Genomic DNA, 26,478 nt, shown 5'->3' on the forward strand with positions numbered 1-26,478 from the left:
CGCTAAATCTGGGAGTGTGGTTCGTATCGGAAGCGCCGTTCCTGTCCGAACCGCCCTATGATGTCATCTTCTGATGTACCCCAGCCCATATTGTGAATGACGAGTGGTTCGCCCGTGCGGGTCTTTCGATCCGAGACGATCCCGATATGGGGCAGCCGCCCATTATAACGCATCGTATAAAGATCACCGGCGTCACAACCTGAAGGGCTTGCGGGAAAGGGTTTGTCCAGGCCTTTGCGTTCGAAATAGCGCTCCAGATTTGGGACACGACGGTGATCAATATTCCGGTCGGGGCGGCTAAGGCCCCAATTGGCGGGATAGTCAGTGAAGGCAGCCTTCATGTCCTCATGAATAATGGCCTGAAGATCGATATCGAAAGCGTCGCGATAGGCGCGGATGATAACATCTGTACAGACCCCTCTGTCGCGGGGTACATCGCCCATCGGATAGGCGAGCCTGACATAGGCGGGGTCATAGGTGCGTGTGACGCCGATCTGCTTGCGCGCCGCCCGGACAAGCCGGGTTGACCAAGGCAGGCTTTTCTCGCCCAGAACGCTGGGCACCAGGGGCAGGGCAAAGCAGCCAAGAAGAGTTGAACGGCGTGTCAGCATCAAGCCAGTACGCCACTTAGATTTGTTTGTTTTACGGCGGGAATCAGAAACCGTGCAGTTCGACCACCTCTGAAAGCGGGGCACGAGTGCTACGCAATTGATTGACTGGGTGGTTCGGGTCGGGCTTGCCGACGGCCATGCCGCACCAGATCATTTCCGTGGACGCAAGCTTGAAATGTTCCTTCAGGGCAGGGCGCAGAACACCCCAGCATTCCTGCATACATGTGCCCCAGCCGCGCTCTTCCGCCAGTAGGGCGAGCGTTTGCAGATACATGCCGGTATGGCCCCACTGGCCGTGGCCCATGCGTTCATCAATCACGATGAAAAGGGCGAGAGGCGCGCCGAAGAAACGGAAATTGTTGGAGAACCAGGCAATCCGCGCTGCGCGGTCTTCGCGCGGGATCTCCAGTGTTTCATACATCATCTCGCCAACCTGACGCCGGCGGGCTTCGTAGGGGTCCCAGAGATCCTTGGGGTAGATCGGATACTCCGTCTTCTGGCCGCGCGGATCTGCTGCCAGAATTGGCGCTGCCATGGCGATCACGTCATCCTTGGCCTGGCCGGTGACAGCTATCGTGCGCCAGGGCTGAAGGTTGCCGCCAGAAGGGGAGCGCTGCGCCTGTTCCAGCCATTCCCTAACGTCGGATTCCGGCAGGGCATCCGGCAGGAAGGCGCGCGTGGAAATACGCTGATCGACAGCCTGTGTGACATCCATGAAAAAACCTCCTGTCATGCTCTGACAGGAGGTTTAGCGGCTTGGCGCTGCGTTAGCCAAAGCCTTATTTGCCGTGCAGGATCACCGGCATCCAGGTGTAGCCTTTGACGAAGCCGCCAGAGGTGCGGGATGGCTCGTCGAGGACTTCAATATGCTCGAAGCGCTTCATCAGTTCTTCCCACAGGATCTGCAGCTGCAGCTCGCCTAGACGGTTGCCGACGCAGCGGTGAATGCCGAAGCCGAAGGAGAGGTGCCGACGGGCATTCGGGCGGTCAATGATGTAGTCGTTCGGGCGTTCCCAGAACGCCTCATCGCGGTTGCCCGAGACATACCACATAGCGACCTGGTCGCCTTTCTTGATGAGCTTGCCGCCAAGTTCGACATCCTCAACCGCCGTGCGGCGCATGTGAGCCAGCGGGGTCTGCCAGCGGATCGTTTCGGAAACCATGTTTGGAATCAGGGAAGGATCGGCCTTGAGCTTCTTGTACTCATCCGGGAAGGAGTTGAGTGCATAGACAGACGCAGTCATGGAGTTACGGGTCGTGTCGTTGCCGCCGACAATCAGCAGGATCACATTGCCGAGCAATTCCATCGGCGTCATGTTCTTGGTCTTCTCGCCATGCGCCAGAAGGCTGATCAGATCATTCTTAAGCGGGATGGCCTGACGTTCCTGGAAGATGCCCATGAAGACGGTCAGGCAGGACAGAAGCTCCTGCTTCCACTGCTCTTCACCGCCGGGGCAGATGTCAGGATTGTTCATGTTGGTGACGATGTCAGACCAGCGGGTCAGCTCACGGCGACGTTCCTGCGGGAAATCGAACAGGGTTGCCAGCATCAGGCCGGTCAGCTCGATGGAGACGCGGTCCACCCAGTCAAAAGGTTCGCCAATTGGCAGGCTGTCGAGCACTTTCGCGGTGCGCTCGCGAATCAGAGGCTCAAATTCCTTGAGCATGTTCGGGGCAACGGCCGGCGAGACGGTCTTGCGCTGTTCGGAGTGGCGCGGCTCGTCCATGGCAATGAACATGGGAAGTTCAAAGTCAGGCGGCGGGCTGCCGAGCGTGATGCCGCCATATTCCCAGCTTGAGGAGAAGCGCTTGTGATCTGTATCCACAGCCATGATGTCTTCATAGCGAGTGACGGACCAGTACGGGCCAACAAAGGAATCCGGCGTGAAGTGGATCGGGTCTTCCTTGCGAAGACGGGCGAAGCGGTCCCAGTATTTCCCTTGGCGCCAGACTTCAGGGTCGACCAGATCCAGCGTTTCCATATCAAGTTCGCTTGCAGGCGGAACTTCCTCGCCAAGGCGCAGATAGCCCGGATGAAGGGGCTCGCGCTCCGTGACTTTGGGGCGCTGCAAGGCTGGGTGATCAATTGTTTGGGCCGTATCGGCAGCCATGTCTATTCCTCCGGCAGTGACCTTCTTCGAGGTCGATTTCTGACTACGAAAATAGCCATAGCATGGCTGCCATGAAAAAACCATGACGCCCGCGTCATTTTTTTAGTGAGCGGGGTTTCGTTCCAGCCGGGCCTCGTGAAGGGCCGCTCTCAGGGCTTTGGCCAGAGACTTTCGCTCTGGAAGTGTCAGGAAGCGTCCAATGATATAGGCTGTCTTGCCATATTCGATGCGCAGCCAGCTATTAGGGGTGAGGGGCTCGTCCAGTTCGACACGGGCAAAGGCGGTCGGAAGTTTGGCCTCTTTGCGTGAGCCATCTGCCTTGGTGTGGGTCAGGCACATTTCCCGAGCACTGATACGTATATGGGTTTCTTCTTGCTGACGTTTGAAAGACAGGCGGAAAGCAAGATAGAAGGCCAGAGCATCCAGCCCGAAAAAGCCGATCACCGGAATGGCGCCCATGGAGATGAAGGCCATGCCCGTCAGAAAACTGACGCCGCCGACAATCGCCATGACGATTGTAAACCCGCGCTGGCTGAGCGAGCGGTTGGGACGCAACACAGCGTCCATATAGATGATTTCCTGCATCTCGGACACAGATCAGATCTATCACGCTCTTGTATGCAGGAAAGGGGACTATAGACAGGGGCCATGAAAAAAACTTCATCTGCCTCTTCAAGCAAATCCCGCAAGCGAGTGCCGCGCGTTTTTAGCAAGGAAAAGGCAACGCAGTTGTATGCAGCGCTGGCGGAAGACCGTCCTGATCCGCGGACGGAGCTGGATTTCGTGAACCCCTATACGCTGGTAGTGGCTGTCGCCTTGTCTGCGCAGGCAACGGATGTTGGAGTGAACAAGGCGACCGAGAAGCTGTTCAAGATCGCGGACACGCCGGAAAAGATGCTCGCCTTGGGCGAGGAAGGCGTTGCCGAGCACATCAAGACCATAGGCCTGTGGCGCAACAAGGCGAAGAACGTCATCGCGCTCAGCCGGATGATTATCGAGGAGTTTAACGGGGAAGTCCCCGAAACACGTGATGAACTCACGCGACTACCCGGCGTTGGGCGCAAGACAGCCAATGTCGTGATGAACGAAGCTTTTGGTCAGCCCACCATCGCCGTCGACACGCATATCTTCCGCGTGAGCAATCGGACAGGTCTGGCTCCCGGCAAGACTCCTGATGAAGTGGAAGCCGGTCTGGAACGTGCGACCCCGGAGGAGTTCAAGAAGGGGGCGCATCACTGGCTGATTTTGCATGGCCGTTATGTCTGCAAGGCGCGCAAACCTGAATGCTGGCATTGTGTGATATCAGACCTCTGCAAGTTCAAGCCAAAGACCCCTGATCCTACAAAGGTTTCCTCGCTGGGCCCGAAAGGGGCGTAGGCATCAGGCCGGGTGTGGTGTTGATGCACCGAATCGCAGTTGCCTTCAGTCTGCCTTTTTTTCGCTAAACAGCTGCCACGGGCGCCCTACAGGGCGACAGTGTGTAATATGGAGCGTATTGATGACCGCCTACAGTAAGATGATCCTCGGCACAGCCGTAATTGCAGCGCTGACGAGCGCGCCGGCCTTCGCAGAAGACAAGGATGGATGGGTTGGTGAAGCATCCATAAGTGCCGGGATGACCACAGGCAATACCGAGACGACTCAAGCTGGCCTCGGTGTGGATGTTGATCGTAACGCAGGTGACTGGACTTTCGGCCTGCAGCTTTCCGGTGATTATGGCGAGGAAGATGGCGTCGAGAGTCGCAACCGCTACATGATTGCAGCCGATATAGACCACGACTTCAATGACACGATGTTTGCCTTTGCCCGTGGTTCATATGAGGTCGATCAGTTCACCGGCTTTGATAGCCGAAGCTTTATTGGTGGCGGTGTCGGTTGGCACATTCTGGACAAGAAAGAACATAATTGGACCATTCGTGGCGGTCCAGGCTTGAAGATTGACGAAGTGAAACGTCGCATCACTGTTGACGACAATGGTGCAGCCTTGATCATTCCTGCGACAACCGAACGTTCTCTGGGTGCGGTCGCGCAGTCCGAATATTTCCTGGCTTTCAATGATGCGGTGTCTCTCAGCAACAAGAGCAGTCTTGTCTATGGTGAGGAGTCGACACAGCTGACGAACAGCCTTGGTCTTACGGCCGCGCTGAATGGGCATCTGTCTGCGCGGATTTCCTTTGACGTGCGTCATGACACTGATCCGCAGCCTGAATTCGAGGCGACAGACACGGCGACCAAGTTTTCAATCGTCTACAAGCTGGGGCACTAAAGCCCTGCAGAGGCCTTCAGGCGGCTGGCAACAGCCTTGGCCAGTCGTCCCCCCAGCTGGGGGCCTTGTTCCGGATAAAGATAGGGCTCGATCAGTTCGAGTTCCATCAGGAGCAGGGCACCATCTGTATCCCGGATCATGTCCACACGTGCATATAGAGGCGTGCTGTCCAGCGTCTGCATGATCTGTCTGGCGGCTTCGAGGTCAGATATGCTTGGTGTGATCTTTTCTTCCTGCCCTCCATAGGATGACTGAATCCTGTAGTCGCCAGTCTTGGCGCGCTTGATTAGGGCGTGTGAGAACTCTCCATCGACGAAGATGAAACTCAATTCTCCTTCTTCCTGTATCATTGGCAGGAAGGGTTGCACCATCATCGGGTGTGGCATGTCAGGCTTTGCGTCTGAGGGCGAGAGACGGAACTGGCCCGCAGCGCCCGCTCCCACCTGACGCTTGAAGACCAGATCGTCACTGTCCAGCAGACTAAAGGATTCAGAATAATTGTCGTCCGTAACCAGATTGATCCAGAGAGTGGGGATCAGCCTCGCTCCCTTGGATTCCAGGTCACGTAGATAGGATTTATGGCTGTTCCAGCGTACTAGGGCTGAGGCATTGTAGAGGGGTATTGATTGCTCAACCCGCTCCAGTGTTTTCAGAAATTCCTTCTGCCGGTCCCAATAATCCCATGTCGTGCCGATCATGGCCGCCGCAAAGTCCGTCCATTGGACATTCGGATCGTCCCAGCACACATCTACAATCTGCATGCCACGCTCACCAAACTCCGGGCGAAGCGCACGCATCATGTAATCATGCTCAAACGCATCAGAACGGCGATTTGGCGAGTCGGGATGGGTGACTGGAGAACAAAGGTAAGCGATTTTCATGCGATGTGCTTTAGCATGTCCGACAGTTGCGTCCAGCGGGACTGTCTGGCAATTGGCAGCCTGCTTGAAGGGAAATGCCTACATGACTGAAGCCCGCTATGATGTTGTTGGTCTCGGCAACGCAATCGTTGATGTTCTGTCTCGCGCAACAGATGCGTTTCTGGAAGAATGGGGCATTCACAAGAATGCAATGAATCTGATCGAGGAAGACCGGGCAGAGGCCCTGACGCAGGCAGCAATCGATCCTTTCTACACGTCTGGTGGAAGTGGCGCGAACACGATTGCAGGTATTGCCAGCTTTGGCGCAAAGGCCGCCTATATCGGTAAGGTCGCCAAGGATGAACTGGGCAGCCAGTTTACGCGGGAAATGACCGCGGGCGGGGTGCCTTTCGCAACAAAGCCGCTGGAATCTGGCCCGGCGACGGCACGCAGCATCATTTTCGTTACAGATGATGGCCATCGCAGCATGAACACCTTCCTCGGTGCGTCCGTTCTGTTTTCAAAGGATGATGTGGATGAGGCTGTCGTGCGTGCGGGTGGCATCCTGTACCTTGAAGGCTACCTATTCGATAAGGATGAGGCCAAGGAAGCCTTTATCTTTGCCTCTGAAGTTGCCAAGGCGGCTGGTCGCAAAGTCGCACTGACACTTTCAGACCGTTTCTGTGTAGACCGCCACCGCGCAAGTTTCCTGCAGCTGGTGCGCAACAATATCGATATCGTCTTCGCCAATGAAGAAGAACTGCTGGCGCTCTATGAGACCGATGATTTCGACAAGGCGCTTGCTGCGCTGCAATCGGATACGGCCATTGCTGCTGTAACGCGCAGCGAGAAGGGATCAGTGGTCATCGGCGATGGTGAGCCGATTTCTGTGCCGGCTGAACCTGTTGAAAAGGTTGTAGATACAACTGGGGCTGGCGATCAGTATGCAGCGGGTTTCCTGTATGGCGTCTCACGCGGCCTGCCTCTAGCGACCTGTGCGCATCTTGGGCACATCGCAGCAGCGGAAGTGATCAGCCATTTCGGTCCGCGACCAGAGACGCCCTACAAGGCGCTTGCCGAGAAGGCTGGCATTTACGCCTGAGAAGTCAGCGCCTGGGCCGCATAGTCCAAGCGGTCATGGCCGAAAAACATCTCGTCACCAGCGAAGAAGGTTGGCGCTCCAAAGGCACCGCGTGAAATGGCATCTGCGGTATTGGCCTTCAGCGCGTCGCCATTTTTTGGCTCTTCGGCAAGGGTGGTGATCTCATCAAAGCTGATACCTGCCTCTTTGCACATGGCCTCGATTGAGACGTAGTCTGCAGGGTTTAGCGCAGGTTCAGCCGCCCACATGTGATGGAAGCAGGTGTCGATAAAGGCCTGCTGGCGAATTGGATCTGTTGCCATCCCGCAGGTCGCCTTCAACAGCTTCCGAGTATCCACCATCGGGAAGAGGGGATTCATGCGGAACGGCAGGTCATGATGGGCGCTACAGCGGGCGAGGTCTTTCACCATATATGCGCCTTTGGCAGGCACCATGCCGGGTGGGCGATTGCCTGTCTCACGCATGATCGCTCCCAGGAAAATGGGACGAAACACGATTTCCGCGCCTGTTTTGGCCTTCACCTGCTTTACAGCCGCATTCGCCACATATGAAAATGGACTAATATAGTCGAAAAAGAATTCGAGCTTGCCTGACATGTTTACCCTCAAGGTAAGTTTCGTTTTGGAACTATGGCAAATCAGGGTAGGCTTGTCAGCATGAAATGGTCCGATCTTTCCGATAATTGGTGCCCTGTCGCGCGGGCGCTCTCAATCGTGGGTGACCGCTGGACGCTTTTGATCCTGCGTGATTGCTTCTTGGGAATGTCGCGCTTTGAGCAATTTATCGAATCAAGTGGCATGACGCGCCACATTCTGGCGGACAGGCTCAAGAGGCTTGTTGAGGCCGGAATTCTGGAGCGCAAGGCCTACAGCACCAGCCCAAAACGGTATGATTATGTGCTGACGGACAAGGGACAGGAACTCGCACCAGCGCTTCTGACCCTCCGCGACTGGGGCAAGAAGCATATGCCCGTGCGACGCACGACCTCCGCCTAATCGTTCAGAAGGCTTTCCGCCATTCTCTGCACCGCGCCATAATCGATTTTGCCCGTTCCAAGGACGGGAATCTCTTCGACATGATAGACCCGCTTGGGCACAGACAATTCCGGCACGCCATGATTCTTGGCCCAAGCCAGGATGTCATCGCGATTGCAGGCTTTGGTATCGCTTAGCAGAATGATCTGCTCTCCCTTGCGCGGATCGGGAAGGGTGACCGCTGCGTGAAGATTGTCGGGCCAGATGGCGCTGGCACAATTCTCCACGACGGCAAGAGAAACCATCTCTCCGCCAATCTTCGCGAAGCGCTTCACGCGTCCCATGATACGGATGAAGCCTTCCTCATCAATGGCAACAATGTCGCCTGTGTCATGCCAGCCATCGTCAGGGCTCTCAAGAATACCGGGATTGGAGGGACGGAGATAGCCCATCATGATGTTGGGGCCGCGAATGTGCAGCCTGCCGCCATGCTCGATTCCGTCTACCGGCATGAGCTTGGATTCCATGTCGGCCATGAGGAGGCCCACCGTGCCGGGCTTGTTACGCTCCCACTGGTTAGCCGCTACGACTGGAGAGGCTTCGGTTGCGCCATAGCCTTCGAGGATCTCGATTTCAAATTTGCGGCGTACCAGCGCGCGGGTTTCGTCTTTCACGCGTTCAGCGCCGCACACCGCTAGCCGTATGGAACTCATATCCCCGTCGGCGCCAACACGGGCATACTGGGAAATGAAGGTGTCCGTAGCGAGCAGGATGGTGGAGGCTGTTGCACGGATGCGCTTGACGATCTCGCGCGGCTGAAGAGGGGAAGGGTGGAAGACAACAGGAATACCGGCGATCAGCGGCAAGACGGCGCCTACCGTCAGCCCGAAGCAGTGAAATGTGGGAAGGGGATTGAACAATTTGTCTGTATTCGCATCCAGGCCGATATGGGCCCGTACCTGTTCCACATTCGCGATGACATTCTCATGGCTGAGAACAACTCCCTTGGGTTCGCCTTCGGTGCCAGATGTGAAGAGCACAACACCAGGTGTCTTGTAGCGCGCCTGCTTTCGCACCAGCCCGGGCAGAATCGGGCCGAGTGCGCCAGCCACCTTGTCGCCGAGGGACAGGTTCTCGCGGACATCCTCAAGGTAGACAATTTCAGCATGCTTGGAGAGTTCGCTGACAAGCGGTCCCAGTTCACCGAGTTCAACAAAGCGATGAGCGGTAATAATTCGCTTGACCTGACCTGCCTGCATGGCGGCCTTCAGATTTTTTGAGCCAGCCGTGAAGTTCAGCATGGCAGGGATTCGGTTGAAAGCGCTGAGGGCATAAAAGGCGATCACGGCACCGGCGCCGGTTGGCAACATGATTCCTACCGATTCGCCTGGCTTTGTCCCTTTGCGCAGGGCTGAGCCAAGCGCAAAGGATGCGCGGATAATTTCGTTATAGCTGAGTTCGCGCTCGTCCCCGTCAATAATGGCAATCTTGTCGCCACCAAATTCCTTTTTCGCGCGGTAGAGCGCATTGAAAAGGTCTGTGCGTGTGCGGGATGGCTTGTACGGCAGGGGCGCAGGGATGGTGTGTCCGGTCATGTTGGCCTTTGTTTCCTCCGAGGCGATGCCTCACTTTCTGTAATATTTTGTCACTTAAGGACTATGCTGCAAGCCATATTGCAAGTTTGCATATACACTCTGCAGTGTATTTCCCTTGATGTAACACGCTCTCAAGGCCATCTTCGCGCCATGGCAAACCTGATTGATCTTACCCCAGCGGGTCGAAAACACCGCCACCCGGAAAAGCAGTCCCGGCCCGACACGCCGGTGATGCGCAAACCTGAATGGATTCGGGTGAAAGCGCCGACGTCTCAAGGCTATGCGGAGACGCGCCAGATTGTGAAGTCCAAGGGGCTCGTCACAGTTTGCGAGGAAGCGGGCTGTCCGAATATTGGCGAGTGCTGGGACAAGAAGCACGCCACGATGATGATTCTGGGCGAGATCTGCACCCGGGCCTGCAGTTTCTGCAATGTCTCCACGGGCAAACCTCTGACGCCCGGCCGTGTAGATGAAGACGAGCCGCGCCGTGTGGCCGAAGCTGTCGCCGAAATGGGCCTGCAGCATGTGGTGATCACTTCCGTAGACCGCGATGACCTGGTCGATGGCGGGGCCATGCACTTCGTCAATACGATCGAAGCAATCCGAGCCGCGGCTCCAGAGGCGACAGTCGAGATTTTGACGCCGGACTTCCTGCGCAAGGATGGCTGGGAGAACCGCGTGATCGACGCCAAGCCAGATGTGTTCAACCACAATCTTGAGACGGTGCCGCGTTTGTATCTCTCTATCCGTCCGGGTGCGCGTTATTTCCACTCGCTGCGTCTGCTTCAGAAGGTAAAGGATCGTGACCCGAACCAGTTCACTAAATCCGGCCTGATGGTAGGCTTGGGTGAGACAAAGGAAGAAGTCATGCAGGTGATGGACGATATGCGTTCTGCCGGTGTCGATTTCCTGACGATTGGCCAGTACCTTCAGCCGACCCGCAAGCACGCCGCGATTGACCGGTATGTCTCTCCGGAAGAGTTCAAGGCGTATGAAGAGATTGCGCGCGCGAAGGGCTTCCTGATGGTTTCGGCGTCTCCACTGACGCGCTCTTCGCACCATGCCGGGGAAGATTTCGCCCAGCTGCGTGCGGCCCGTGAAGCTCAGCTCGCAGCCGCCCAATAGGCATGCCGCAATTTTCAAAATCCGTTCGCGTCCCCTATAACGGGGAGCAGGCCTTCGAGCTTGTCTCGGATATCCGGCGCTATCCGGACTTCATCAAATGGATCACCGCCATGCGCGTCTCCGATGAAGTACGTAAGCCGGATGGCAGTTTTGACTGCGTGGGCGAGGCGGTCGTCGGCTTTAAAGGCTTCGTTGAGCGTTTTTCGACGAGGGTTGAGGGTGATCCTGAAGAAGGCGTCGTGACGGCAACCCTGATCAAGGGACCGTTCCGCAAGCTGAAAGCGCAATGGCGTATCCTGTCTGCTGACCAGCATGTCAGTGATATCTCTCTCAATATCGATTACGACTTCAAGAATCCGTTCATTGGCATGCTGGCCGCGGCCAATCATGATCTTGCTGTTAGCAAGATCCTGTCAGCCTTCATGGCGGAGGCTGGCCGTCGCTATGGGGCGGGCGCTAGCTGATTTGTAGCTGGATCAGCCTCAGGGCGCATTCCATTGCGGCCAGGCGGATCTGTTCGCGGCCAATGTTACCCGTCTGAAGCATTTCGTGCACGACCGCGCGGTTTTCGCGGGCGCAGGCAACATGCACTGTGCCCACGGGCTTCATCGGTGTACCGCCGCCAGGGCCTGCAACGCCGGTGATTGCAACCGCAATGTTCGCACGGCTGGCCTCAAGCGCGCCTTCGGCCATCATCCGGGCGACAGGCTCTGAGACGGCGCCATAGTCTGCCAACACATCGCCCGGAATGCCGAGGATCTCTTCTTTCGCGCGGTTTGAGTAGGTCACGAAGCCACGCTCAAACACGGCAGAGCTGCCGGGGATATCCGTCAATAGCCCGGCCAGCAGGCCGCCTGTACAGCTTTCGGCGGTGCAGATGCGAAGACGTGCCTGTTCGGCATCGTCGAGGATGAGCATGGCAAGGTTGCGGAGGCGATCTGGAAACATGGCAACAGGTTAGGGGTAGTTCCGTCTGGCGTGAAGCCGGAAACTTTCCAGATCTGCGATGGATGGGTTCAGCCTTCAGTGCGGATGAGAGAGACAACGGCCTCTGCAGCAATGCCCTCTCGCCGTCCGGTGAATCCAAGGCCTTCGGTCGTGGTAGCTTTTACGCTGACCGCATCGAGGGGAAGGCCCAGCAGTTCTGCCGTGCAGAAGCGCATTGCTTCCCGGTGGGGCTTCACTTTCGGCGCTTCACAGATGATCGTGATGTCGCAATTCGCGATGGCATAGCCAGCATCCAGGGCGAGGCGCTGGGATTCCTTTAGGAAGATGCCGCTGTCTGCATCCTTCCAGCGATCGTCGCTTGGCGGGAAATGGTCGCCGATGTCTCCAAGCGCGACGGCGCCCAGAATGGCGTCGGTCAGGGCGTGCCAAGCCGCATCCGCATCGGAGTGTCCTTTCAGCCCCGCGCTGTGTGGGATTTTGACACCACAGAGCGTAACATGATCGCCTGGCTCAAAGGCGTGAACGTCAAAGCCGCTCCCCATCCTGACGGGGACGTGAGACGAGCTCATCAGGCGTGAAACCATGTCAAAGTCCTCGGGATAGGTTATCTTGTGCAGGCGATCTGAGCCTTTCACCAGCGTAACGGTCGCGCCAAGGGCTTCGACGGCAGCGAGATCGTCTACCAGATCTGTCGCAGATTCCAGTGCTTTGCTGATTGTGTCATAGGTGAAGGCTTGCGGTGTCTGTACGCGGTACAGCGCGTCGCGGGAGACAGTCTCCAAGGCATCACCCTTCTTGCGTTTGAGGGCATCCTGAACCGGCAATGAGGGTGCCGCGGCGTCAGATGTTTCAAGTGCTGCCAGTAGATCATCAATTGTTTGGTGCGTCAGGCCGGGGCGGGCTGCGTCGTGGATCAGCACAGCTGTGTCATCGGCAGGCGAAGAGATCGCCTCAAGTCCGCTTATGACCGAGAGCGTCCGCGTTTCGCCGCCAGGGGCGATCTTTATCCCCGCAAGTTCGATGTCACCCGGGATGTCAGCATTCGTAACGATGATGATTTCATCAATGCGTGGGTGCCTACGAAACGCTTCGATGGACCAGTTGATAACAGGCTTGCCATTCAGCCTTAGCCATTGTTTTGGCGTAGCTGTTTCAGCTCGGCGCCCTTGACCGGCTGCCACAATGATCGCGACGGTTTTGCTCATTGGCCGCCTTTTAAGCGAGCGCGGAGAGTGTGGCTATACCGCAAATCTGCATCGGCGGAATGCGGCTGCACGCATATTGTGCACTTGCGAAAAGATAAAAAAATGGAAAGATAGGCAAATGATTAAATTTCGAGCACCTAGGGTATGGCTCGCGCCGATGTCCGGCGCCACCGATGCGCCCATGCGTCGACAGGCAGTGCGCTTTGGGGCGCCTGCCGTTGTCTCTGAAATGGTTGCCGGAGAAATGCTCGCGACGGCTCGTCCTGATGTTGTGCGCCGTGTTTGCCGTCACGAAGGCGAAGCCTCGTGGATCGTCCAGCTTGCTGCTCGACGCCGGCAAGACATGCTCGCGGGGGCAAAATTGCTGCGCGAGACCGGCGTTGATGTCATCGACATCAATATGGGGTGTCCGTCGCGTCAGGTGACAGGGGGGCAGTCGGGGTCAGCCCTGATGCGTGACATTCCGCTCGCCCTTGACATCATTTCTGCTGCGCTAGAAGGGGCAGATGGAATCCCAGTGACATTGAAGATGCGTCTCGGCTGGGATGATGACATGCTGAATGCGCCAGAGCTTGCCTCACAGGCCGAGCGTCTTGGTGTGAAGATGATCACAGTGCATGGCCGGACGCGGTGCCAGTTCTACAAGGGGAAGGCGGACTGGAAGCGGGTTGCGGACACGGTACAGGCCGTGAGTCTGCCGGTCATCGTCAATGGAGATATTGCGTCCGTGGGGGACGCCCGCGTCGCGCTGGAGCAGTCCGGCGCGCACGGGGTTATGGTCGGCCGGGCAGCGATGGGTCAACCTTGGCTGCCCGGTCAGATCGCGGCTCAGCTTGAAGGGCGCGCGTATCAGACCCCGTCGCTGAGTGAGCAGCATGACAGCTTAATCGAACAAGTCTTCGACAGCGTTGATCTTTACGGAGAGCTGCTGGGCATCCGGACAGTGCGCAAGCATATCTCTGCTGCCATTGATGCGCTGGATTTGCCCATGGAGCCGTCAGAGCGCCGGGCGCTGCGGTCCCGTCTTTGCCGGATTGATGATGTGACTGACCTCGTGATTGGCCTGCGGGAGGCTTATGCGCTGTCCTTGGAAATGGAGCCTGTGTGATGGCAACAAATACTTCACTTTCGCCGCCAAGACTGGGAGACTTGTCTCCGATAGCGCTGATACTGGTTGATGAGCGGCGGCGCATCGTTGAGGTGAATGCCGCATGCGAAAGCCTGCTGCAGCTCTCTCGCCGTGCCATGAAGGGCAAGCCGCTGAGCGAGATTGTCTATCATGACTCGCCCGTTTTCGAGTTGCTAGACCGGGCCCAGAGAACAGTAGGCGACATTGCTGCACCGGGTACACCGGTTAGCGGTCCTGGCCTGCTGTCTCGCCAGATTTGTGACATATGGGTGCGCTCTACCGATGATAATGGCTACATGATCGCCCTGTGTGAAGCAGCCACGCGCGATGCCAATGATTCTGCTGCGGGGGTTGCGGGCTTTGGTCGTATCCTGGGACATGAAGTGAAAAACCCGCTTGGCGGTATCATTGGGGCGGCCCAGCTGCTGGAGCGGCACGGTGTGGATGGCCAGGCCGAGCTGTTGGAGATCATCAAGGAAGAAGCGCGCCGTATTGAGCGTCTTGTGAACCGCCTGTCTGCATTTGAGCTTTTCTCGGCACCGCAGATGGAGCCGTTCAACATTCACGCCGTGCTTGATCGTGTCCTGGCGTCAGAGCAAGCTGCGATGGGCGCGCAAGTTGAGTTCAAGCGGGATTTCGATCCCTCGCTGCCGCATTTGATGGGCGATTCTGATCATCTGCAGCAGGCCTTCCAGAATTTGATCCGCAATGCGGCCGAAGCAGCCAGCGAAGAAGGCGCCTCCGGAAAGGTTACGGTCCGCACATCCTATGCAGCGGGTCTGTCCTTCCGACAGGCGCGTCTTGGGTCAGGCCTACGCCGGGCCATGTTGGTCTCCGTTGAGGACAATGGCCGAGGCATCCCGCGGCATCGCCAGGGCACGATTTTCGAAGTCTTCCAGAGCAGCAAGTCGGGGGCTCGTGGCCTTGGCCTGTCGATTGTGAAGGAAGTTATAACCGCCCATGGCGGGCAAATCCGGGTCGACAGCGTCCCGGGCTCTACACGTTTTGCAGTTTTACTGCCGCTTGGCACAGAGGAAAAAGTTCATGGCTGAGAAGACTGTTTTGCTTGCGGAAGATGATGCAAGCATCCGACTGATCGTGAACCAGACATTGGTGGCGGCAGGGTATGAAGTTCGCGCGACCAGTTCTCCTGAAGCGCTTGAGCGTTGGGTTCGCAATGGTGAAGGCGATGTGGTGGTCACCGATGTGTATCTGGGCGACGCATCCATCTTTGATCTGATCCCGTCTCTGAAGCTGGCCCGCCCTGAGCTGCCCTTCATCGTGATGAGTGGCCAGAACACAATCCTGACGGCAGCTTCCGCTGCGCAACACGGCGCCTTTGACTATTTGCCGAAACCCTTCGACATCGACATGCTGTCAGGACTGGTTCAGCGCGCCCTGAAATCGCAGCCAAAGGTTTCTGCGCGATCAATTAATCCGGAATCCCAAAAAGCCATTAGCGATGCGGGGCTACCTCTGATCGGTCGCTCTGACGCGATGCAGGAAGTCTACCGTATTATCGCCAAAGTAATGAACACAGACCTGACCGTTCTGATTGAGGGGGAGAGCGGCACAGGCAAAGAACTCGCCGCTCGCGCCATTCACCAGTTGGGAGATGCCAAGGACGGTAAGTTTGTTGCGCTGGACCTGGCAGCCCTGCCAGCATCCGAGATCAACCGCCAACTGTTCGGCGCGAATGGTGAGCAGGGGGCGGTGCATCAGAAAGGCGGAACGCTCTATCTGGATGAGATTGGCGATTTGCCGGCAGAGGCGCAAACACAGCTGGTCAAGCTGATGCGGGACTCCAGCGGTGCGCGCATCATTGCCTCCACACGCCGCAATCTTGGCCGTCTGGTCGATGATGGCAAGTTCCGGGAGGATCTCTATTACCGGCTGAATGTGGTGCGTCTGACCATGCCCCCACTGCGCCTTCGCAAAGAGGACATTCCTGAACTGGCTCGCGCCTTCCTGATTCGCGCGCAGCGTCAGGGACTTGCCGCCAAGAGCTTTGATAAATCCGCGCTTGATCTGCTGACGGCCTACGATTGGCCGGGGAATGTGCGGGAACTGGAAAACCTGGTCCTTCGGCTCGCGGTATTGTGTCCCGACGAGACCATTACCCTGCGGGATGTGGAGCGGGAGCTGAGAGCAGGTGCCAGCGAGCAAAAGGGCTCTAGTGCAGGATTTGAGAAAGACATCGAAACGCTGTTGCACCGCTACATAATGGGCGATCTGATTGCGAGCGGTGAAGAAGACGATTCGTCCGTCTATTCGAGCGTAATTGACCAGGTTGAACGACCGCTCATCCGGCTGGCTCTGTCCGTCACGGCTGGTAACAAGGTGAAGGCTGCGCAACTACTCGGCATGAATAGGAACACCCTAAGGGCGAAGATCAACGCGTTGGGTATTGCGGAAGACTAATTGACGACTCTGCCAGCTGTGGCTTAAATACCTCAGTGTTGCGTTCTGGGCACGCATGTGTTCCCCTAATGCAACGGGCCGGGGTGGCCATGTACCAGCGGTGTGTAGTTGTCGAATACCCTTAGTCAGCAAGCTACAAAGGCAAGTTGGGCGCTTTTCGAAGGCCTCTTCATCATCGCTGCTCTGGTGGCGGTGTTTGCAACCTTTATGGCGATTTCCGGTGTTGATCCGGACAATCCAACGGCTGGCGCAACGCCTTGGCTTTTGGGTCTGAACTTTGTTGTCATCATCGTACTGACCACGATTGTGGTGCGTGAGTATTTGTCGATTCAATCCAGCAGCGAGGGCGAAGGCAAGGGACGGCTGGCGCGACGATTCGTTATGCTCTTCGGTTTTTCGGCGCTTGTACCATCAGCGATTGTGGCCGTGTTTCTGGGAGCGGTCTTCACACAGGGGATCGACAAATGGTTGGGTGAGCGTGTCGACTCCGTGATGGAGAAGAACGCTGAGATTTTCCGCAACTATGTTGATAATTTCGAAACGACTTTTGATGCGGATTTACGTCTTGCTGCACTTGATGTGGAGAATTTTGCGCGTGAGGTGGAAGCGCGCATGTCTGATGAGGATGGCCAGCTGACGCTGACCTCCGAGGCGTCTGCGACTTTTGCCGAAGGGCTTCGCTCCGAACTCGCCTTCCGGGATTTTCTGACCATTGCGATCCTTGGCGCGGATGGGGTTGAATTGCTCGCCCAGGAGAGTGTGCAGGATGCCATCCTGATCCCTCCGCCAGCGTCTGCCTTTGAGGAGGCTGACAAGGGAGAGATTGCGACAACGCTTTACGAGAATCGCGGCGTAGCCACGGCGCTCATAAAGATTTCAGAACCAGTCGATGGTTACATCTACACGGTAAAGAATTTTGACCGTAACGCTGCGGTGCGTCTGCGTGAGGCGGAAGCCGAGATCATTCAATACAACAACGCCAAGCGGCAAGGCGGACGGCTGCAGACCATCTTTGCTATCGGCTATGCTCAAATCGCTGCGCTTGTACTTTTGCTGGCAGGGCGCCTTGGTCTGGAAGCCGCAGGACGGGTGACTGGACCGATTGGGCGCCTGGCAACTGCGGCACATGCTGTACGCGATGGAGATCTGACCGTGCGCGTTCCGGTTTCGGGCCCGAAGGATGAAGTCTACGCGCTAAGTCACTCATTCAATGCAATGACGGAGCAATTGTCTGAGCAGCGCCACGCACTGATCAGCGCGCGCGAGGTTGAGGAAGACCGGCGGAAATTTGTCGAGACATTGCTGGCAGAAGTCAGCGCCGGTGTGATCCGGATGGATCCGGAGATGACGGTGACGCTGGCCAACCGCTCAGCGGGTGATCTGCTTGGCATCGAGGAGATCATGCCGGGCGAAAAGCTGCAGGATGTGGCGCCGGATTTTATACGCTATGTGAAGGATACTCTGGAGCACGGCGCGCCGGTTGATGCCTCCATTGATCTCAATCGCAGCGGCAGCATTCGGCACTTCCGGCTCAAGACTGCACCAGACCCGACTGGCGGCTGTGTTCTGACTTTTGACGACACCACCCGGCTCGTGAATGCGCAGCGCCAGCTGGCCTGGCGGGATGTTGCTCGAAGGATCGCGCACGAAATCCGTAATCCGCTGACGCCGATCATGCTGTCTACGGAGCGTATTCGCAGACGCTATGCCAGCAAGATTGATGATCATGATGGTGTCTTCGACCGATGCATCGAGACGATTCTCCGCCAGGTGGGAGATATTGGCCGCATGGTGGAAGAATTTTCTTCCTTTGCGCGTATGCCCAAGCCCAGTGCAGATGTTTTTGACATGAAGGCGCTGTTGCAGGCGACGAGTTTTTCTCAGGGCGTCGTGACGCCGGAAATCAATGTCAGCTTTGTCTGCGATGAGGATGAAGTTCGCTATCTGGGGGATGAAAGACTTATCGGCCAGGCCCTGGGCAATTTGCTCAAGAACGCAGCTGAGGCCATTGAGGGGATGCCTGAAGACATGGAAGTTCTGGGCAACATTCGGGTCACGCTGGATCAGAATGATGCGGGCATCGAAATCACTATTGAGGATAATGGTCCGGGATTCCCAGAGGATACGCGCGACAGATTGCTCGAGCCCTATGTCACCACGCGGGAGAAGGGCACCGGGCTAGGGCTCGCAATTGTGAACAGAATTATTGCCGACCACGGTGGCTCTATATCTCTGCAGAATCGTCTCGACGAACTGCGCGGAGCACGTGTGAGAGTTTGGTTGCCGCATGATACCCTGTCGGCTGAGATCCCTCAGACTACGGCAGAAAATGAAGATAATGAGACCCCGCCGGTATCGGCCGGTTTAGTGTAGAGGAGCCAACATCATGGCATTGGACATTCTTGTTGTTGATGACGAACCGGACATTCGTGAACTGATCGCGGGCGTTCTGGGCGATGAGGGCTATTCCGTGCGAACGGCGGACACGGCGGAAAACGCGATTGAGCAGGTGCGCGCACGTACACCACGGCTGGTTGTCCTTGACGTCTGGTTGCAGGGCAGTGGTATGGATGGTTTGTCACTGCTCAAATATTTCAAGTCGATTGATCCGATCCTGCCCGTCATTGTGATCAGTGGGCACGGCAATATCGAAACGGCTGTCGCAGCGATCCGGCGCGGGGCATATGACTTCATTGAGAAGCCGTTCAAGACTGATCGCCTGCTGCACCTGATAGAACGCGCCATCGAGTCGGCTGCACTGAAATACGAGAACGCGGCCCTTAAGAACCGCGCGGGCGATGATGAGCAGTGGATCGGCAACAGCCAGGCCGCTGCGAATCTACGCGCATCCATCGACAAGGTTGCGCCGACAAATTCCCGCGTGATGATTACGGGACCGGCCGGTTCCGGTAAGGAATTGGCTGCGCGACTGATTCATCGTAACTCCCAGCGTGAGAATGGGCCGTTCGTTGTGGTTAACGCGGCAACCATCGCGCCAGACCAGATGGAAAGTGCGCTATTCGGAGAAGAGGACTCCCAGGGTCGCACGACTCGCATCGGTCTTTTTGAGAAGGCGCATAATGGAACTCTTCTGCTGGATGAAGTGGCGGACATGCCGCTGGGAACGCAGAACAAAATTCTTCGTGTGCTGACGGAACAGCGTTTTCAGCGCGTCGGTGGCCGCTCTGATGTGAGTGTGGATGTGCGGGTTATGTCTGCCACCACGAAAGACATCAAAAGAGAAATTGATGAAGGGCGCTTCCGCGAGGACCTTTATTACCGCCTAAGTGTTGTGCCGCTTCGTGTTCCGTCCCTGGCTGAACGCCGGGATGATATTGGCGACATGGTGCGTTACTTCACGGATCGGATTGCCGATTCTTCTGGCCTTACGCCACGCTCGTTTTCGCAAGAAGCGATGGCTGTTCTTCAGTCGATGGACTGGCCGGGGAACATCCGCCAATTGCGGAATGTGGTGGAACGAATCCTTATCCTCTCTCCCTCTGATGCTAGTCGGCCCGTGAGTGTTGACGAGCTGCCGAAGGATTCGGCTACCCAAGGCGCTGATATGTCCAAGGCCGGATCTGCTGAACTGGTAGGGCTGTCTTTGCGGGATGCGCGCGAGCAATTCGAGCGGGAATATCTGGCGCTTCAGATTACGCGCTTTAACGGAAATATATCGCGAACTGCTGAATTCATTGGAATGGAGCGCTCCGCCCTGCACAGAAAATTAAAGGCTTTGGGCGTTAACTCCAATCTCACTCGTCAGGACGGCTGACGCTGTCGAAGGGCTGTAAACAATGCGAGTTCTGATATGCGGAGCAGGCCGTGTGGGGCACGGAATCGCCCGACGTCTTGCACGAGAGAAACACGACATCACCATCATTGATGAAAATCCGGACCTGGTGGATCAGGTTTCGACGGATCTGGATGTGCGTGGCTTTACCGGCCACGCGGCGCATCCGGATGTGCTGAAGAAGGCTGGCGCAGCTGACTGTGAGATGATCATCGCGGTAACGCACTTCGATGAAATCAACATGGTAATCTGTCAGATCGCCCACACGCTGTTTTCGGTGCCTTATAAGATCGCACGTGTCCGCGACCAATCCTATATTGAGCCGGCTTGGAAAAACATCTTTTCCCGTGAGGGCCTGCCGATCGATATGGTGATCTCGCCAGAGGTCGAAGTTGGAGAAGCCATTCTCCAGCGATTCCGTACACCTGGCGCCATCATGAGTGCGACCTTCGGGAATGGCAAGATCCGTCTGTTGGGGCTTGAGATTGATGATAGCAATCCGCTTCTGGATACGGCTGTAGATCAGCTTAGAGGTTTGTTTCCTGACCTGTCTGCCCGGATTGTCGGTATCGGACGCGGCGAGTCCGTGCGCGCGCCGCGGTCTACAGATGTTCTAAAGCCTGGTGATCGCGCCTATGTGGCGGTGCTGGATGAGCATGCAGACAGGCTGACCTCTATCTTCAATCGCGACACCGAACGTACGGACCATGTCGTGATTGTGGGCGGCGGCAATGTCGGTCTTTACGTTGCGAGCGCGCTGGAGCGGGAAGGCCGACATCGTATCCGCCTTATTGAGAATGATGCGGACCGCGCCAATGATGTCGTTTCAAAAGTCAAGCGGACGATTGTCATCCAGGGGGATGGTCTGAATCCGGATATTTTATCCGAAGCAGGCGCGGCAAAGGCCGATTTCGTCATCGCCATTACTAATGACGACAAGGCCAATCTGCTGATTTCCAATCTTGCCAAGCGGGCAGGGGCGAAGCGCACGCTTTCCCTCGTCAATGCCACCGAGCTGGCCGGACTTGCGCGTGATCTGCGGGTAGACGCTGTGCTTGATCCGCGCGCTTTGACTGTCTCGCAAATTCTGCTGCGTATGCGGCGTGGTCGTATTCTGGGTCTTCAATCCATTGAAGACGGCAAGGCAGAAGTGGCTGAAGGCGTTACGCTGGAATCCTCCAGCCTTATCGGCAAGTCTTTAGGCTATGATGATCTACCGGAAGGGGTGACGGCCGCCGCAGTGATCCGCGGCAAGGAGGTTCTGATTGCCGGTCCGGATGTTACCGTACGGGCTGAAGACCATCTTATTATCTTCTATCAAGGCGAATTGGTAAGAAAGGTGGAGAAGTACTTCCGGGTCAGTCCCGACTTCTTCTGATCTCATGTATTACGCGTCTGTCGTCCGGGTACTGGCTCTTCTCATGCTGATCGTGGCAGCGGCAGCTGTGCCGTCTGCGGTGATTGCCTTTTTCGCAGGCGAACATAGCCAAACCTTTGCGTTTATCGCGATGATTTTGGCTATTATTGTGGTGGCAAGCAGCGTGCTTCTCCTCACCCCCAAGCCGACCCGCAAGGCCATGCCCTCAGACGCGCTCGGCACGGTCATACTCTGGTGGTTTATCACGCCAGTCGTGACGGCACTCCCCTTCATTCTCGGCGTCGATAATGACAGTATTGTCAGGGCATTGCATGAGGCGACCTCCTGCCTGACCACGACCGGACAGTCAGTGATAGACGTTGAGGACGATGTGTGGCCGATAAGCTTGGTCGTCTGGCGCGGAATGCTGCACTTGCTGGGCGGCCTCGCGACTATTGTGACGGCCGCCAGCGTTCTTGCTGCCCTGAATTTAGGTGGGCCCGGTATTCACCGGACGGTGTTGTTTACTGTGCCAGAAACCAGCTTTTTTGATGCAGTGCCGCGTGTCGCACGCGTCGTTTGCGCCATGATGTCCATCAGTTTGTTGGCGCTGTTTGCGGCCCTAGTGCTTCTTGGTGTGGCTCCAGAGCGGGCGTTGGGTGACGCAGTTAGCGTTTTGACCACGGGATTGGTCGATCCGGCAGGAACAGGCCGACAGCCGCTCGATACAGGCCCCTCAATCGTGCTGGGCATCGGATTGATCTTCGGGGCCATGGGGCTTGCCATCTGGCTGCCCCTGCGGGACTGGAAGCCCCTAAAAGCCATTACGGACCCGGAACTCGTACTGTTCCTTATCCTGATCGGGGTTTTTATCGTCGCAGCTCTGTTCTCGAATCTCAACCTTACTGAGGGGCTATCCTGGGCACTTTCAGCACTTTCTACATCAGGATTGGCCCTGTCTGATCCTAATGACTATCAGCGTATCCCTCTGACGGTTCTTGTTTTGCCAGCTCTCATCGGGGGCTCAGCGTTGTCTGCCGCCGGCGGCGTGAAGATTGCGCGCTTTATCGTGCTGTCACGGCGTGCTGGTCAGGAATTTCGGCAACTGGGCTACAGGCGATCCATTCTCGGGTTTCAGTTTCGGGATCGCGAACTGGACGAGCGCAGCGTGATTGGCGTCTGGGTGTATTTGATTGCCTATATATTTGCGGTGTTCGCCGTAATGATCGCATATAGCTTTCTGGGAGAAAGTTTTGAGCCGTCTATTCGGCTTGCGATAGGCAGCCTCACCAATTCCGGGGCGGTGGTGGGGGATTATGCCTCTAATCTCAATCCGGCTGCCGATTTATTAACCATTTTTGCTATGATCCTTGGCCGATTGGAAATCCTTGCCCTTTTTCCTGCGCTTTCTGTGAGTTTTTGGCGGGGCTAACGGTTGTTCGCACTTGCACAAGCCCTGTAATCTCGTTAGCTCGCGACACATAAGAAGAACAAGCCAGATTGGACCGACGTTATGTCAGCTGACAAGAAGCAGAACTTGCAAGATACATTTCTGAATGCCGTCAGGAAATCCCGCACGCCTTTGACCGTGTTTCTTGTCAACGGTGTCAAACTTCAGGGTGTGGTGACGTGGTTCGACAATTTCTGCGTCCTGTTGCGTGGCGACGGTCGTCCGCCGCAACTGGTTTACAAGCATGCCATCTCCACCATCGCTCCGAGCGCTCCTGTGCAGCTCTTTGATGAGGAAATGGATGAGGAATAAGTCCTCTTGAACGACAAGATGATTGATCGCACGCCGGCGCCAGAGGTGGCCGGTGCGGTTATTCCGTGGTTCACACCTGCCAATCGTCCAACGGAAGACCGTCTGCAGGAGACTGCTGGCCTGGTTGAGGCTTTGGGGTGTGAGCTGGCCTTCCTGCGGCCTGAGCATGTGCGGAAGGTCAATTCTTCTGTCCTGCTGTCTGGCGGTATTCTCGACCGTCTCGCTGAAGACCTTAAGGTGCATGAGTGCACCATTGCCGTAATCGACGGCGATCTGACCCCGGTACAGCAACGCAATCTTGAGCGCCGTCTTGAGGTGAAGGTAATCGACCGGACTGGTTTGATTCTGGAAATCTTCGGCCTTCGTGCGCGGACCAAGGAAGGGCGGCTTCAGGTGGAACTCGCCCGGCTGCTCTATGAACGGTCCCGCCTCGTGCGCACATGGACACACCTAGAGCGTCAGCGTGGCGGTGGAGGCTTCCTATCCGGGCCTGGTGAAAGCCAGCTGGAAGCTGACAGGCGGATGCTGGATGAGAAGATATTGAGGCTGCGCCGCGATCTTGAAGATGTGAAGCGTACACGCGCGGTTCAGAGGGCAGGGCGCAAGCGGAGTGGCAAGCCAGTTATCGCTCTGGTCGGCTATACGAATGCTGGCAAGTCGACTCTGTTCAACCGGATCTCCGGTGCCGATGTCTTTGCGCGCGACATGCCTTTCGCGACACTTGACCCGACTATCAGGCGGTTTGACCTGCCCACTCTAGGCGAAGCGGCACTGATTGATACGGTCGGCTTCATCACGGATCTGCCGACACACCTGATTGATAGCTTCCAGGCGACGCTGGAAGAGGCGATGCAGGCGGACCTGCTGGTTCATGTGCGGGATCGCTCAAGCCCTGCTGACCTGGATCAGGCGCATGATGTGATGCTGGTTCTGGAGCGCCTTCAAAAAGAGACCGGCCTGCCGCTGCCGCCCATGATTGAGGCGTGGAACAAGAGTGACGCCCTTCCGCCTGAGCGGGCCGAAGCGCTCTCCTATGCCGCGCATGGTGACAGGGAGCATTCTGCGGTTTTGGTTTCGGCATTGACCGGGGAAGGCATTGAAGAGCTGCTCTCCGAGATCGAAGGGGCCCTGCTACGGGGCGCTAGCGAACTCATGCTGGATCTTGCTCCTGCCGACGGCCGGGCCAGGGCCTGGCTTCATCGCAACGGGGACGTGATCTCTGAAGAGCCTACCGAGAGCGGTCATGTCGAACTGCTTGTCCGGTTGACCCATGACAGGCTGGGGCAGTTCTTTGCAGAGTTTCCGCACATGAAGGCGGACTGACGGCTTACTCGCGCTCCAGCCGCTTCACGTCTTGCCAGAGCGCCTCCTGCGCTTCGATGTTGAGCTTCGTAAAATCCTGCCCATTCTTCTCCGCCAAAGCTTCCATGGCGCGGAACCGGCGCTCGAATTTTCCATTGGCCCTGCGTAGGGCGACTTCGGGATCGATCTTCATCCTGCGCGCGAGATTGGCGGCGACAAAAAGCAGGTCTCCAATTTCGTCTTCAATCTTCTCTGCCTCGCCGCTGGCGATTGCTTCGCGCACTTCGTCTGCCTCTTCATCCAGTTTCAGGAAGATGTGTGCCGGATCTGTCCAGTCAAAGCCGACACGGGCGGCACGCTTCTGAAGCTTTTCGGCACGAAGCAGGGCGGGCAGGGACAGGGCTACGCCATCAAGAGCACTCGCTTTGGCCTCAGGTATGCCCTTGGCGGCCCGCTCTGCCGCTTTCACGGCTTCCCACGCGACGGTTTGCTCCTCGGCGCTACGGTCGTCTCCCTGATCAAAGACGTGAGGATGGCGGCGGACCATTTTCTCGCAGATGGCTTCTGCAACATCGGCCACATCAAACGCACCAGCTTCCTGAGCCATCTGGCTATGGAAAATGACCTGAAAGAGAAGGTCGCCCAGTTCTTCCCGAAGATCTGACATGTCATTGCGTTCAATGGCGTCCGCCACTTCGTAAGCTTCTTCAATTGTGTAAGGCGCGATTGTGGAAAAATCCTGCTCCAGGTCCCATGGGCATCCGCCCTCAGGATTTCTGAGTTGAGCCATGATGTCGACCAGCCGCTGCATGTTCTCAGCGATGCGCAATTTTTCGTCTTTCAGGGCAATATCGGACATATGGTTTCCTAAACTGAATCAGTCGCAAAAGCGACTATGAGCGGGGCGTAAGGCAGGAGTTGTAAGTAGAGAAGCCAATTGACATCGTACGCGACTAACGCAAGCACAATACAGGCAAGATTTGCTGGAACACAAAAGCGAGCCCCAACAGTATGACGCAAGATCCAGCACTTATCGGTGTTTTTATTTCAGGCCGCACTCTTTCGGCCTGGTCCTATGGTGGTGATGGCGAGATTATTGCAGCCCATTCGGGAGAGGCAGGATCAGCAGATTCGGCTACGGACGGTGCCAGCCGGACATCCTATTTCCTGAATGAATGGCTGGGCGAGATGCCTGCCTGTCCCATCATCGTCGCCGGGGCATCCTTTTCCCCACAGGCCGAAGAAATTGCAAATACAGTGTCCGTCCCTTGCCGCACAGATGCGATTACGGCAGGACTAGTGTCCAGGCATGGGCTGCATTTTGTACCGGGCATAAAGCAGACCAGCCCTCCGGACTTTCTGCTAGGTTCGGAGACAAGTCTCTTCGGCATTGAGGAAACAGATGGTTTGGTCTGTATGCCGGGGCGCTTCACCCATCACATTGCTGTGGAACATGGTCGGATTGTTGGCATCACGACGGAAATGACCGTCAGCCTGATGCAGGCTGTACTCAAGGAACAGCATCACACCGAAGCACAGATCTTTTCAGGGGCCGTTTTCCGCGAGTGGGCCGAGAAGTCGCTGGATACAGAGAATGCTGTTTCTCCCTTCGCCGTGCATGCGGCGTGTAGGATTGGGAAGCTGAAGCCACAACTGTACCAATGCGCTTTGGCCGGTCTGATGATCGGGGCTGACATAGCTGCGCATTACGAACCCGGTGATGATGTGATTCTCATCGCCGATGGGGATTTGCTGGATCAGTATGGCCTGGCCTTGGAAATCCTTGGGGCCGAAATTATTGAATATTCAACAGAAGAGACCCGCCGCGAAGGCTTGCTGGAGATCGCGGAGGTCGCAGGGTTGCTCGATGAGTAGCGTCTGAAGCAGGTGATTGGGCCGTCTGGATATGGAACGCCA

26 protein-coding genes are annotated in these 26,478 nt (G+C 56.7%); 16 read left to right on the forward strand and 10 right to left on the reverse strand.

The genetic code is table 11. The features are described 5' to 3' along the window. Nucleotides 1–2: 2 nt before the first annotated feature. From HY2_RS08795 to HY2_RS08810, 4 genes are all read right to left on the reverse strand, one after another. Nucleotides 3–614: a DUF1287 domain-containing protein gene (locus HY2_RS08795; RefSeq protein WP_407066585.1), complete on the reverse strand. Its 612-nt coding sequence runs from the start codon at nt 612–614 to the stop codon at nt 3–5. Nucleotides 615–654: 40 nt separating this feature from the next. Further along, nucleotides 655–1,326 carry a nitroreductase gene (locus HY2_RS08800; RefSeq protein ID WP_034826761.1) on the reverse strand — a complete coding sequence of 224 codons (672 nt, stop codon included), beginning with the start codon at nt 1,324–1,326 and terminating at the stop codon, nt 655–657. 64 nt (nt 1,327–1,390) lie between these two features. After that, nucleotides 1,391–2,722, reverse strand: a complete 1,332-nt coding sequence (locus HY2_RS08805; protein ID WP_034826764.1) for a cytochrome P450 — start codon at nt 2,720–2,722, stop codon at nt 1,391–1,393. Nucleotides 2,723–2,824: 102 nt separating this feature from the next. Next, entirely contained in the window at nt 2,825–3,307 is a 483-nt protein-coding gene (locus HY2_RS08810; RefSeq protein WP_034826767.1) for a DUF2244 domain-containing protein, read from the reverse strand. Between the two features lie 63 nt (nt 3,308–3,370). On the opposite strand from HY2_RS08810, the gene nth reads away from it, so the two are divergent. Together nth and HY2_RS08820 are read left to right on the forward strand one after the other, a co-directional pair. Next, nucleotides 3,371–4,099 carry an endonuclease III gene (gene nth, locus HY2_RS08815; protein WP_034826770.1) on the forward strand — a complete coding sequence of 243 codons (729 nt, stop codon included), beginning with the start codon at nt 3,371–3,373 and terminating at the stop codon, nt 4,097–4,099. A 121-nt stretch (nt 4,100–4,220) separates the two neighbouring features. Continuing rightward, a complete protein-coding gene (locus HY2_RS08820; RefSeq protein ID WP_233346248.1) occupies nt 4,221–4,988 on the forward strand; it encodes a DUF481 domain-containing protein in 768 nt (255 codons plus the stop codon). Here HY2_RS08820 and HY2_RS08825 read toward each other — a convergent pair. Continuing rightward, entirely contained in the window at nt 4,985–5,869 is an 885-nt protein-coding gene (locus HY2_RS08825; RefSeq protein WP_034826773.1) for an ATP-grasp domain-containing protein, read from the reverse strand. The genes HY2_RS08820 and HY2_RS08825 overlap by 4 nt on opposite strands. An 82-nt stretch (nt 5,870–5,951) precedes the next feature. On the opposite strand from HY2_RS08825, the gene HY2_RS08830 reads away from it, so the two are divergent. Continuing rightward, nucleotides 5,952–6,950 carry an adenosine kinase gene (locus HY2_RS08830; protein WP_034826776.1) on the forward strand — a complete coding sequence of 333 codons (999 nt, stop codon included), beginning with the start codon at nt 5,952–5,954 and terminating at the stop codon, nt 6,948–6,950. Here the strand turns inward: HY2_RS08830 and HY2_RS08835 are convergent. Continuing rightward, complete coding sequence (locus HY2_RS08835; RefSeq protein WP_034826780.1) at nt 6,941–7,546, reverse strand: 2-hydroxychromene-2-carboxylate isomerase; 606 nt, start codon at nt 7,544–7,546, stop codon at nt 6,941–6,943. The genes HY2_RS08830 and HY2_RS08835 overlap by 10 nt on opposite strands. Before the next feature lie 60 nt (nt 7,547–7,606). On the opposite strand from HY2_RS08835, the gene HY2_RS08840 reads away from it, so the two are divergent. After that, nucleotides 7,607–7,945, forward strand: coding sequence for a winged helix-turn-helix transcriptional regulator (locus HY2_RS08840; protein WP_034826783.1), 339 nt, complete (start codon nt 7,607–7,609; stop codon nt 7,943–7,945). Here the strand turns inward: HY2_RS08840 and HY2_RS08845 are convergent. Then, a complete protein-coding gene (locus tag HY2_RS08845) occupies nt 7,942–9,519 on the reverse strand; it encodes an AMP-binding protein (protein ID WP_051594864.1) in 1,578 nt (525 codons plus the stop codon). The genes HY2_RS08840 and HY2_RS08845 overlap by 4 nt on opposite strands. 150 nt (nt 9,520–9,669) lie before the next feature. Here HY2_RS08845 and lipA point away from each other — a divergent pair, with 150 nt between their 5' ends. Together lipA and HY2_RS08855 are read left to right on the forward strand one after the other, a co-directional pair. After that, the gene (gene lipA / locus HY2_RS08850) at nt 9,670–10,644 is read left to right on the forward strand and encodes a lipoyl synthase (RefSeq protein WP_034826786.1); all 975 of its coding nucleotides are present in this window, start codon (nt 9,670–9,672) and stop codon (nt 10,642–10,644) included. 2 nt (nt 10,645–10,646) lie between these two features. Beyond that, nucleotides 10,647–11,108, forward strand: a complete 462-nt coding sequence (locus HY2_RS08855) for a type II toxin-antitoxin system RatA family toxin (RefSeq protein ID WP_034826789.1) — start codon at nt 10,647–10,649, stop codon at nt 11,106–11,108. On the opposite strand, the gene HY2_RS08860 is transcribed toward HY2_RS08855, so the two are convergent. Together HY2_RS08860 and HY2_RS08865 are read right to left on the reverse strand one after the other, a co-directional pair. Beyond that, nucleotides 11,101–11,592: a CinA family protein gene (locus tag HY2_RS08860; RefSeq protein WP_034826792.1), complete on the reverse strand. Its 492-nt coding sequence runs from the start codon at nt 11,590–11,592 to the stop codon at nt 11,101–11,103. The genes HY2_RS08855 and HY2_RS08860 overlap by 8 nt on opposite strands. Nucleotides 11,593–11,660: 68 nt before the next feature. Next, nucleotides 11,661–12,797 carry a bifunctional 2-C-methyl-D-erythritol 4-phosphate cytidylyltransferase/2-C-methyl-D-erythritol 2,4-cyclodiphosphate synthase gene (locus tag HY2_RS08865; RefSeq protein ID WP_034826794.1) on the reverse strand — a complete coding sequence of 379 codons (1,137 nt, stop codon included), beginning with the start codon at nt 12,795–12,797 and terminating at the stop codon, nt 11,661–11,663. 118 nt (nt 12,798–12,915) lie between these two features. On the opposite strand from HY2_RS08865, the gene HY2_RS08870 reads away from it, so the two are divergent. The 9 genes from HY2_RS08870 to hflX all read left to right on the forward strand — a co-directional run bounded on the left by HY2_RS08870 (nt 12,916) and on the right by hflX (nt 24,582). Continuing rightward, complete coding sequence (locus HY2_RS08870; RefSeq protein WP_081814989.1) at nt 12,916–13,905, forward strand: tRNA dihydrouridine synthase; 990 nt, start codon at nt 12,916–12,918, stop codon at nt 13,903–13,905. Beyond that, on the forward strand, nt 13,905–14,978 hold the full coding sequence (locus HY2_RS08875) for a two-component system sensor histidine kinase NtrB (protein WP_034826798.1): 1,074 nt from the start codon (nt 13,905–13,907) through the stop codon (nt 14,976–14,978). The genes HY2_RS08870 and HY2_RS08875 overlap by 1 nt, the downstream gene beginning before the upstream one ends. Beyond that, on the forward strand, nt 14,971–16,347 hold the full coding sequence (locus HY2_RS08880) for a sigma-54-dependent Fis family transcriptional regulator (protein WP_034826800.1): 1,377 nt from the start codon (nt 14,971–14,973) through the stop codon (nt 16,345–16,347). The genes HY2_RS08875 and HY2_RS08880 overlap by 8 nt, the downstream gene beginning before the upstream one ends. Before the next feature lie 108 nt (nt 16,348–16,455). Next, nucleotides 16,456–18,720, forward strand: a complete 2,265-nt coding sequence (locus HY2_RS08885; protein ID WP_051594865.1) for a sensor histidine kinase — start codon at nt 16,456–16,458, stop codon at nt 18,718–18,720. Between the two features lie 13 nt (nt 18,721–18,733). Then, entirely contained in the window at nt 18,734–20,122 is a 1,389-nt protein-coding gene (gene ntrX / locus HY2_RS08890) for a nitrogen assimilation response regulator NtrX (protein ID WP_034826802.1), read from the forward strand. A gap of 22 nt (nt 20,123–20,144) precedes the next feature. Continuing rightward, entirely contained in the window at nt 20,145–21,518 is a 1,374-nt protein-coding gene (gene trkA, locus HY2_RS08895) for a Trk system potassium transporter TrkA (RefSeq protein WP_034826804.1), read from the forward strand. A 43-nt stretch (nt 21,519–21,561) separates the two neighbouring features. Beyond that, nucleotides 21,562–22,929 carry a potassium transporter TrkG gene (locus tag HY2_RS08900; protein WP_158534039.1) on the forward strand — a complete coding sequence of 456 codons (1,368 nt, stop codon included), beginning with the start codon at nt 21,562–21,564 and terminating at the stop codon, nt 22,927–22,929. A gap of 81 nt (nt 22,930–23,010) precedes the next feature. Continuing rightward, on the forward strand, nt 23,011–23,259 hold the full coding sequence (gene hfq, locus HY2_RS08905) for an RNA chaperone Hfq (protein WP_034798772.1): 249 nt from the start codon (nt 23,011–23,013) through the stop codon (nt 23,257–23,259). 6 nt (nt 23,260–23,265) lie between these two features. Further along, nucleotides 23,266–24,582 carry a GTPase HflX gene (gene hflX, locus HY2_RS08910; protein WP_081814990.1) on the forward strand — a complete coding sequence of 439 codons (1,317 nt, stop codon included), beginning with the start codon at nt 23,266–23,268 and terminating at the stop codon, nt 24,580–24,582. Between the two features lie 4 nt (nt 24,583–24,586). Here the strand turns inward: hflX and mazG are convergent, their stop codons facing one another. After that, complete coding sequence (gene mazG / locus HY2_RS08915) at nt 24,587–25,420, reverse strand: nucleoside triphosphate pyrophosphohydrolase (protein ID WP_233346250.1); 834 nt, start codon at nt 25,418–25,420, stop codon at nt 24,587–24,589. 152 nt (nt 25,421–25,572) lie between these two features. On the opposite strand from mazG, the gene HY2_RS08920 reads away from it, so the two are divergent. Beyond that, nucleotides 25,573–26,436, forward strand: a complete 864-nt coding sequence (locus tag HY2_RS08920; protein WP_034826808.1) for a 2-dehydro-3-deoxygalactonokinase — start codon at nt 25,573–25,575, stop codon at nt 26,434–26,436. The last annotated feature ends 42 nt before the right edge of the window (nt 26,437–26,478 follow it).

The sequence above is a fragment of the Hyphomonas pacifica genome (assembly GCF_000682675.1).
GTDB classification, from domain to species: Bacteria; Pseudomonadota; Alphaproteobacteria; order Caulobacterales; family Hyphomonadaceae; genus Hyphomonas; species Hyphomonas pacifica.

Excerpts from the sequence above, each read along its gene's own strand:
- HY2_RS08920 (WP_034826808.1), top strand. The coding sequence starts at position 25,573 with ATGACGCAAGATCCAGCACTTATCGGTGTTTTTATTTCAGGCCGCACT.
- HY2_RS08800 (WP_034826761.1), bottom strand. The coding sequence starts at position 1,326 with ATGGATGTCACACAGGCTGTCGATCAGCGTATTTCCACGCGCGCCTTC.
- HY2_RS08825 (WP_034826773.1), bottom strand. The coding sequence starts at position 5,869 with ATGAAAATCGCTTACCTTTGTTCTCCAGTCACCCATCCCGACTCGCCA.
- ntrX (WP_034826802.1), top strand. The coding sequence starts at position 18,734 with ATGGCATTGGACATTCTTGTTGTTGATGACGAACCGGACATTCGTGAA.
- HY2_RS08880 (WP_034826800.1), top strand. The coding sequence starts at position 14,971 with ATGGCTGAGAAGACTGTTTTGCTTGCGGAAGATGATGCAAGCATCCGA.
- HY2_RS08830 (WP_034826776.1), top strand. The coding sequence starts at position 5,952 with ATGACTGAAGCCCGCTATGATGTTGTTGGTCTCGGCAACGCAATCGTT.
- trkA (WP_034826804.1), top strand. The coding sequence starts at position 20,145 with ATGCGAGTTCTGATATGCGGAGCAGGCCGTGTGGGGCACGGAATCGCC.
- HY2_RS08835 (WP_034826780.1), bottom strand. The coding sequence starts at position 7,546 with ATGTCAGGCAAGCTCGAATTCTTTTTCGACTATATTAGTCCATTTTCA.
- HY2_RS08840 (WP_034826783.1), top strand. The coding sequence starts at position 7,607 with ATGAAATGGTCCGATCTTTCCGATAATTGGTGCCCTGTCGCGCGGGCG.
- HY2_RS08810 (WP_034826767.1), bottom strand. The coding sequence starts at position 3,307 with ATGCAGGAAATCATCTATATGGACGCTGTGTTGCGTCCCAACCGCTCG.
- HY2_RS08845 (WP_051594864.1), bottom strand. The coding sequence starts at position 9,519 with ATGACCGGACACACCATCCCTGCGCCCCTGCCGTACAAGCCATCCCGC.
- HY2_RS08875 (WP_034826798.1), top strand. The coding sequence starts at position 13,905 with ATGGCAACAAATACTTCACTTTCGCCGCCAAGACTGGGAGACTTGTCT.
- HY2_RS08865 (WP_034826794.1), bottom strand. The coding sequence starts at position 12,797 with ATGAGCAAAACCGTCGCGATCATTGTGGCAGCCGGTCAAGGGCGCCGA.
- HY2_RS08900 (WP_158534039.1), top strand. The coding sequence starts at position 21,562 with ATGCTGATCGTGGCAGCGGCAGCTGTGCCGTCTGCGGTGATTGCCTTT.
- nth (WP_034826770.1), top strand. The coding sequence starts at position 3,371 with ATGAAAAAAACTTCATCTGCCTCTTCAAGCAAATCCCGCAAGCGAGTG.
- mazG (WP_233346250.1), bottom strand. The coding sequence starts at position 25,420 with ATGTCCGATATTGCCCTGAAAGACGAAAAATTGCGCATCGCTGAGAAC.
- HY2_RS08870 (WP_081814989.1), top strand. The coding sequence starts at position 12,916 with ATGATTAAATTTCGAGCACCTAGGGTATGGCTCGCGCCGATGTCCGGC.
- lipA (WP_034826786.1), top strand. The coding sequence starts at position 9,670 with ATGGCAAACCTGATTGATCTTACCCCAGCGGGTCGAAAACACCGCCAC.
- HY2_RS08820 (WP_233346248.1), top strand. The coding sequence starts at position 4,221 with ATGACCGCCTACAGTAAGATGATCCTCGGCACAGCCGTAATTGCAGCG.
- hfq (WP_034798772.1), top strand. The coding sequence starts at position 23,011 with ATGTCAGCTGACAAGAAGCAGAACTTGCAAGATACATTTCTGAATGCC.
- HY2_RS08855 (WP_034826789.1), top strand. The coding sequence starts at position 10,647 with ATGCCGCAATTTTCAAAATCCGTTCGCGTCCCCTATAACGGGGAGCAG.
- HY2_RS08860 (WP_034826792.1), bottom strand. The coding sequence starts at position 11,592 with ATGTTTCCAGATCGCCTCCGCAACCTTGCCATGCTCATCCTCGACGAT.
- HY2_RS08805 (WP_034826764.1), bottom strand. The coding sequence starts at position 2,722 with ATGGCTGCCGATACGGCCCAAACAATTGATCACCCAGCCTTGCAGCGC.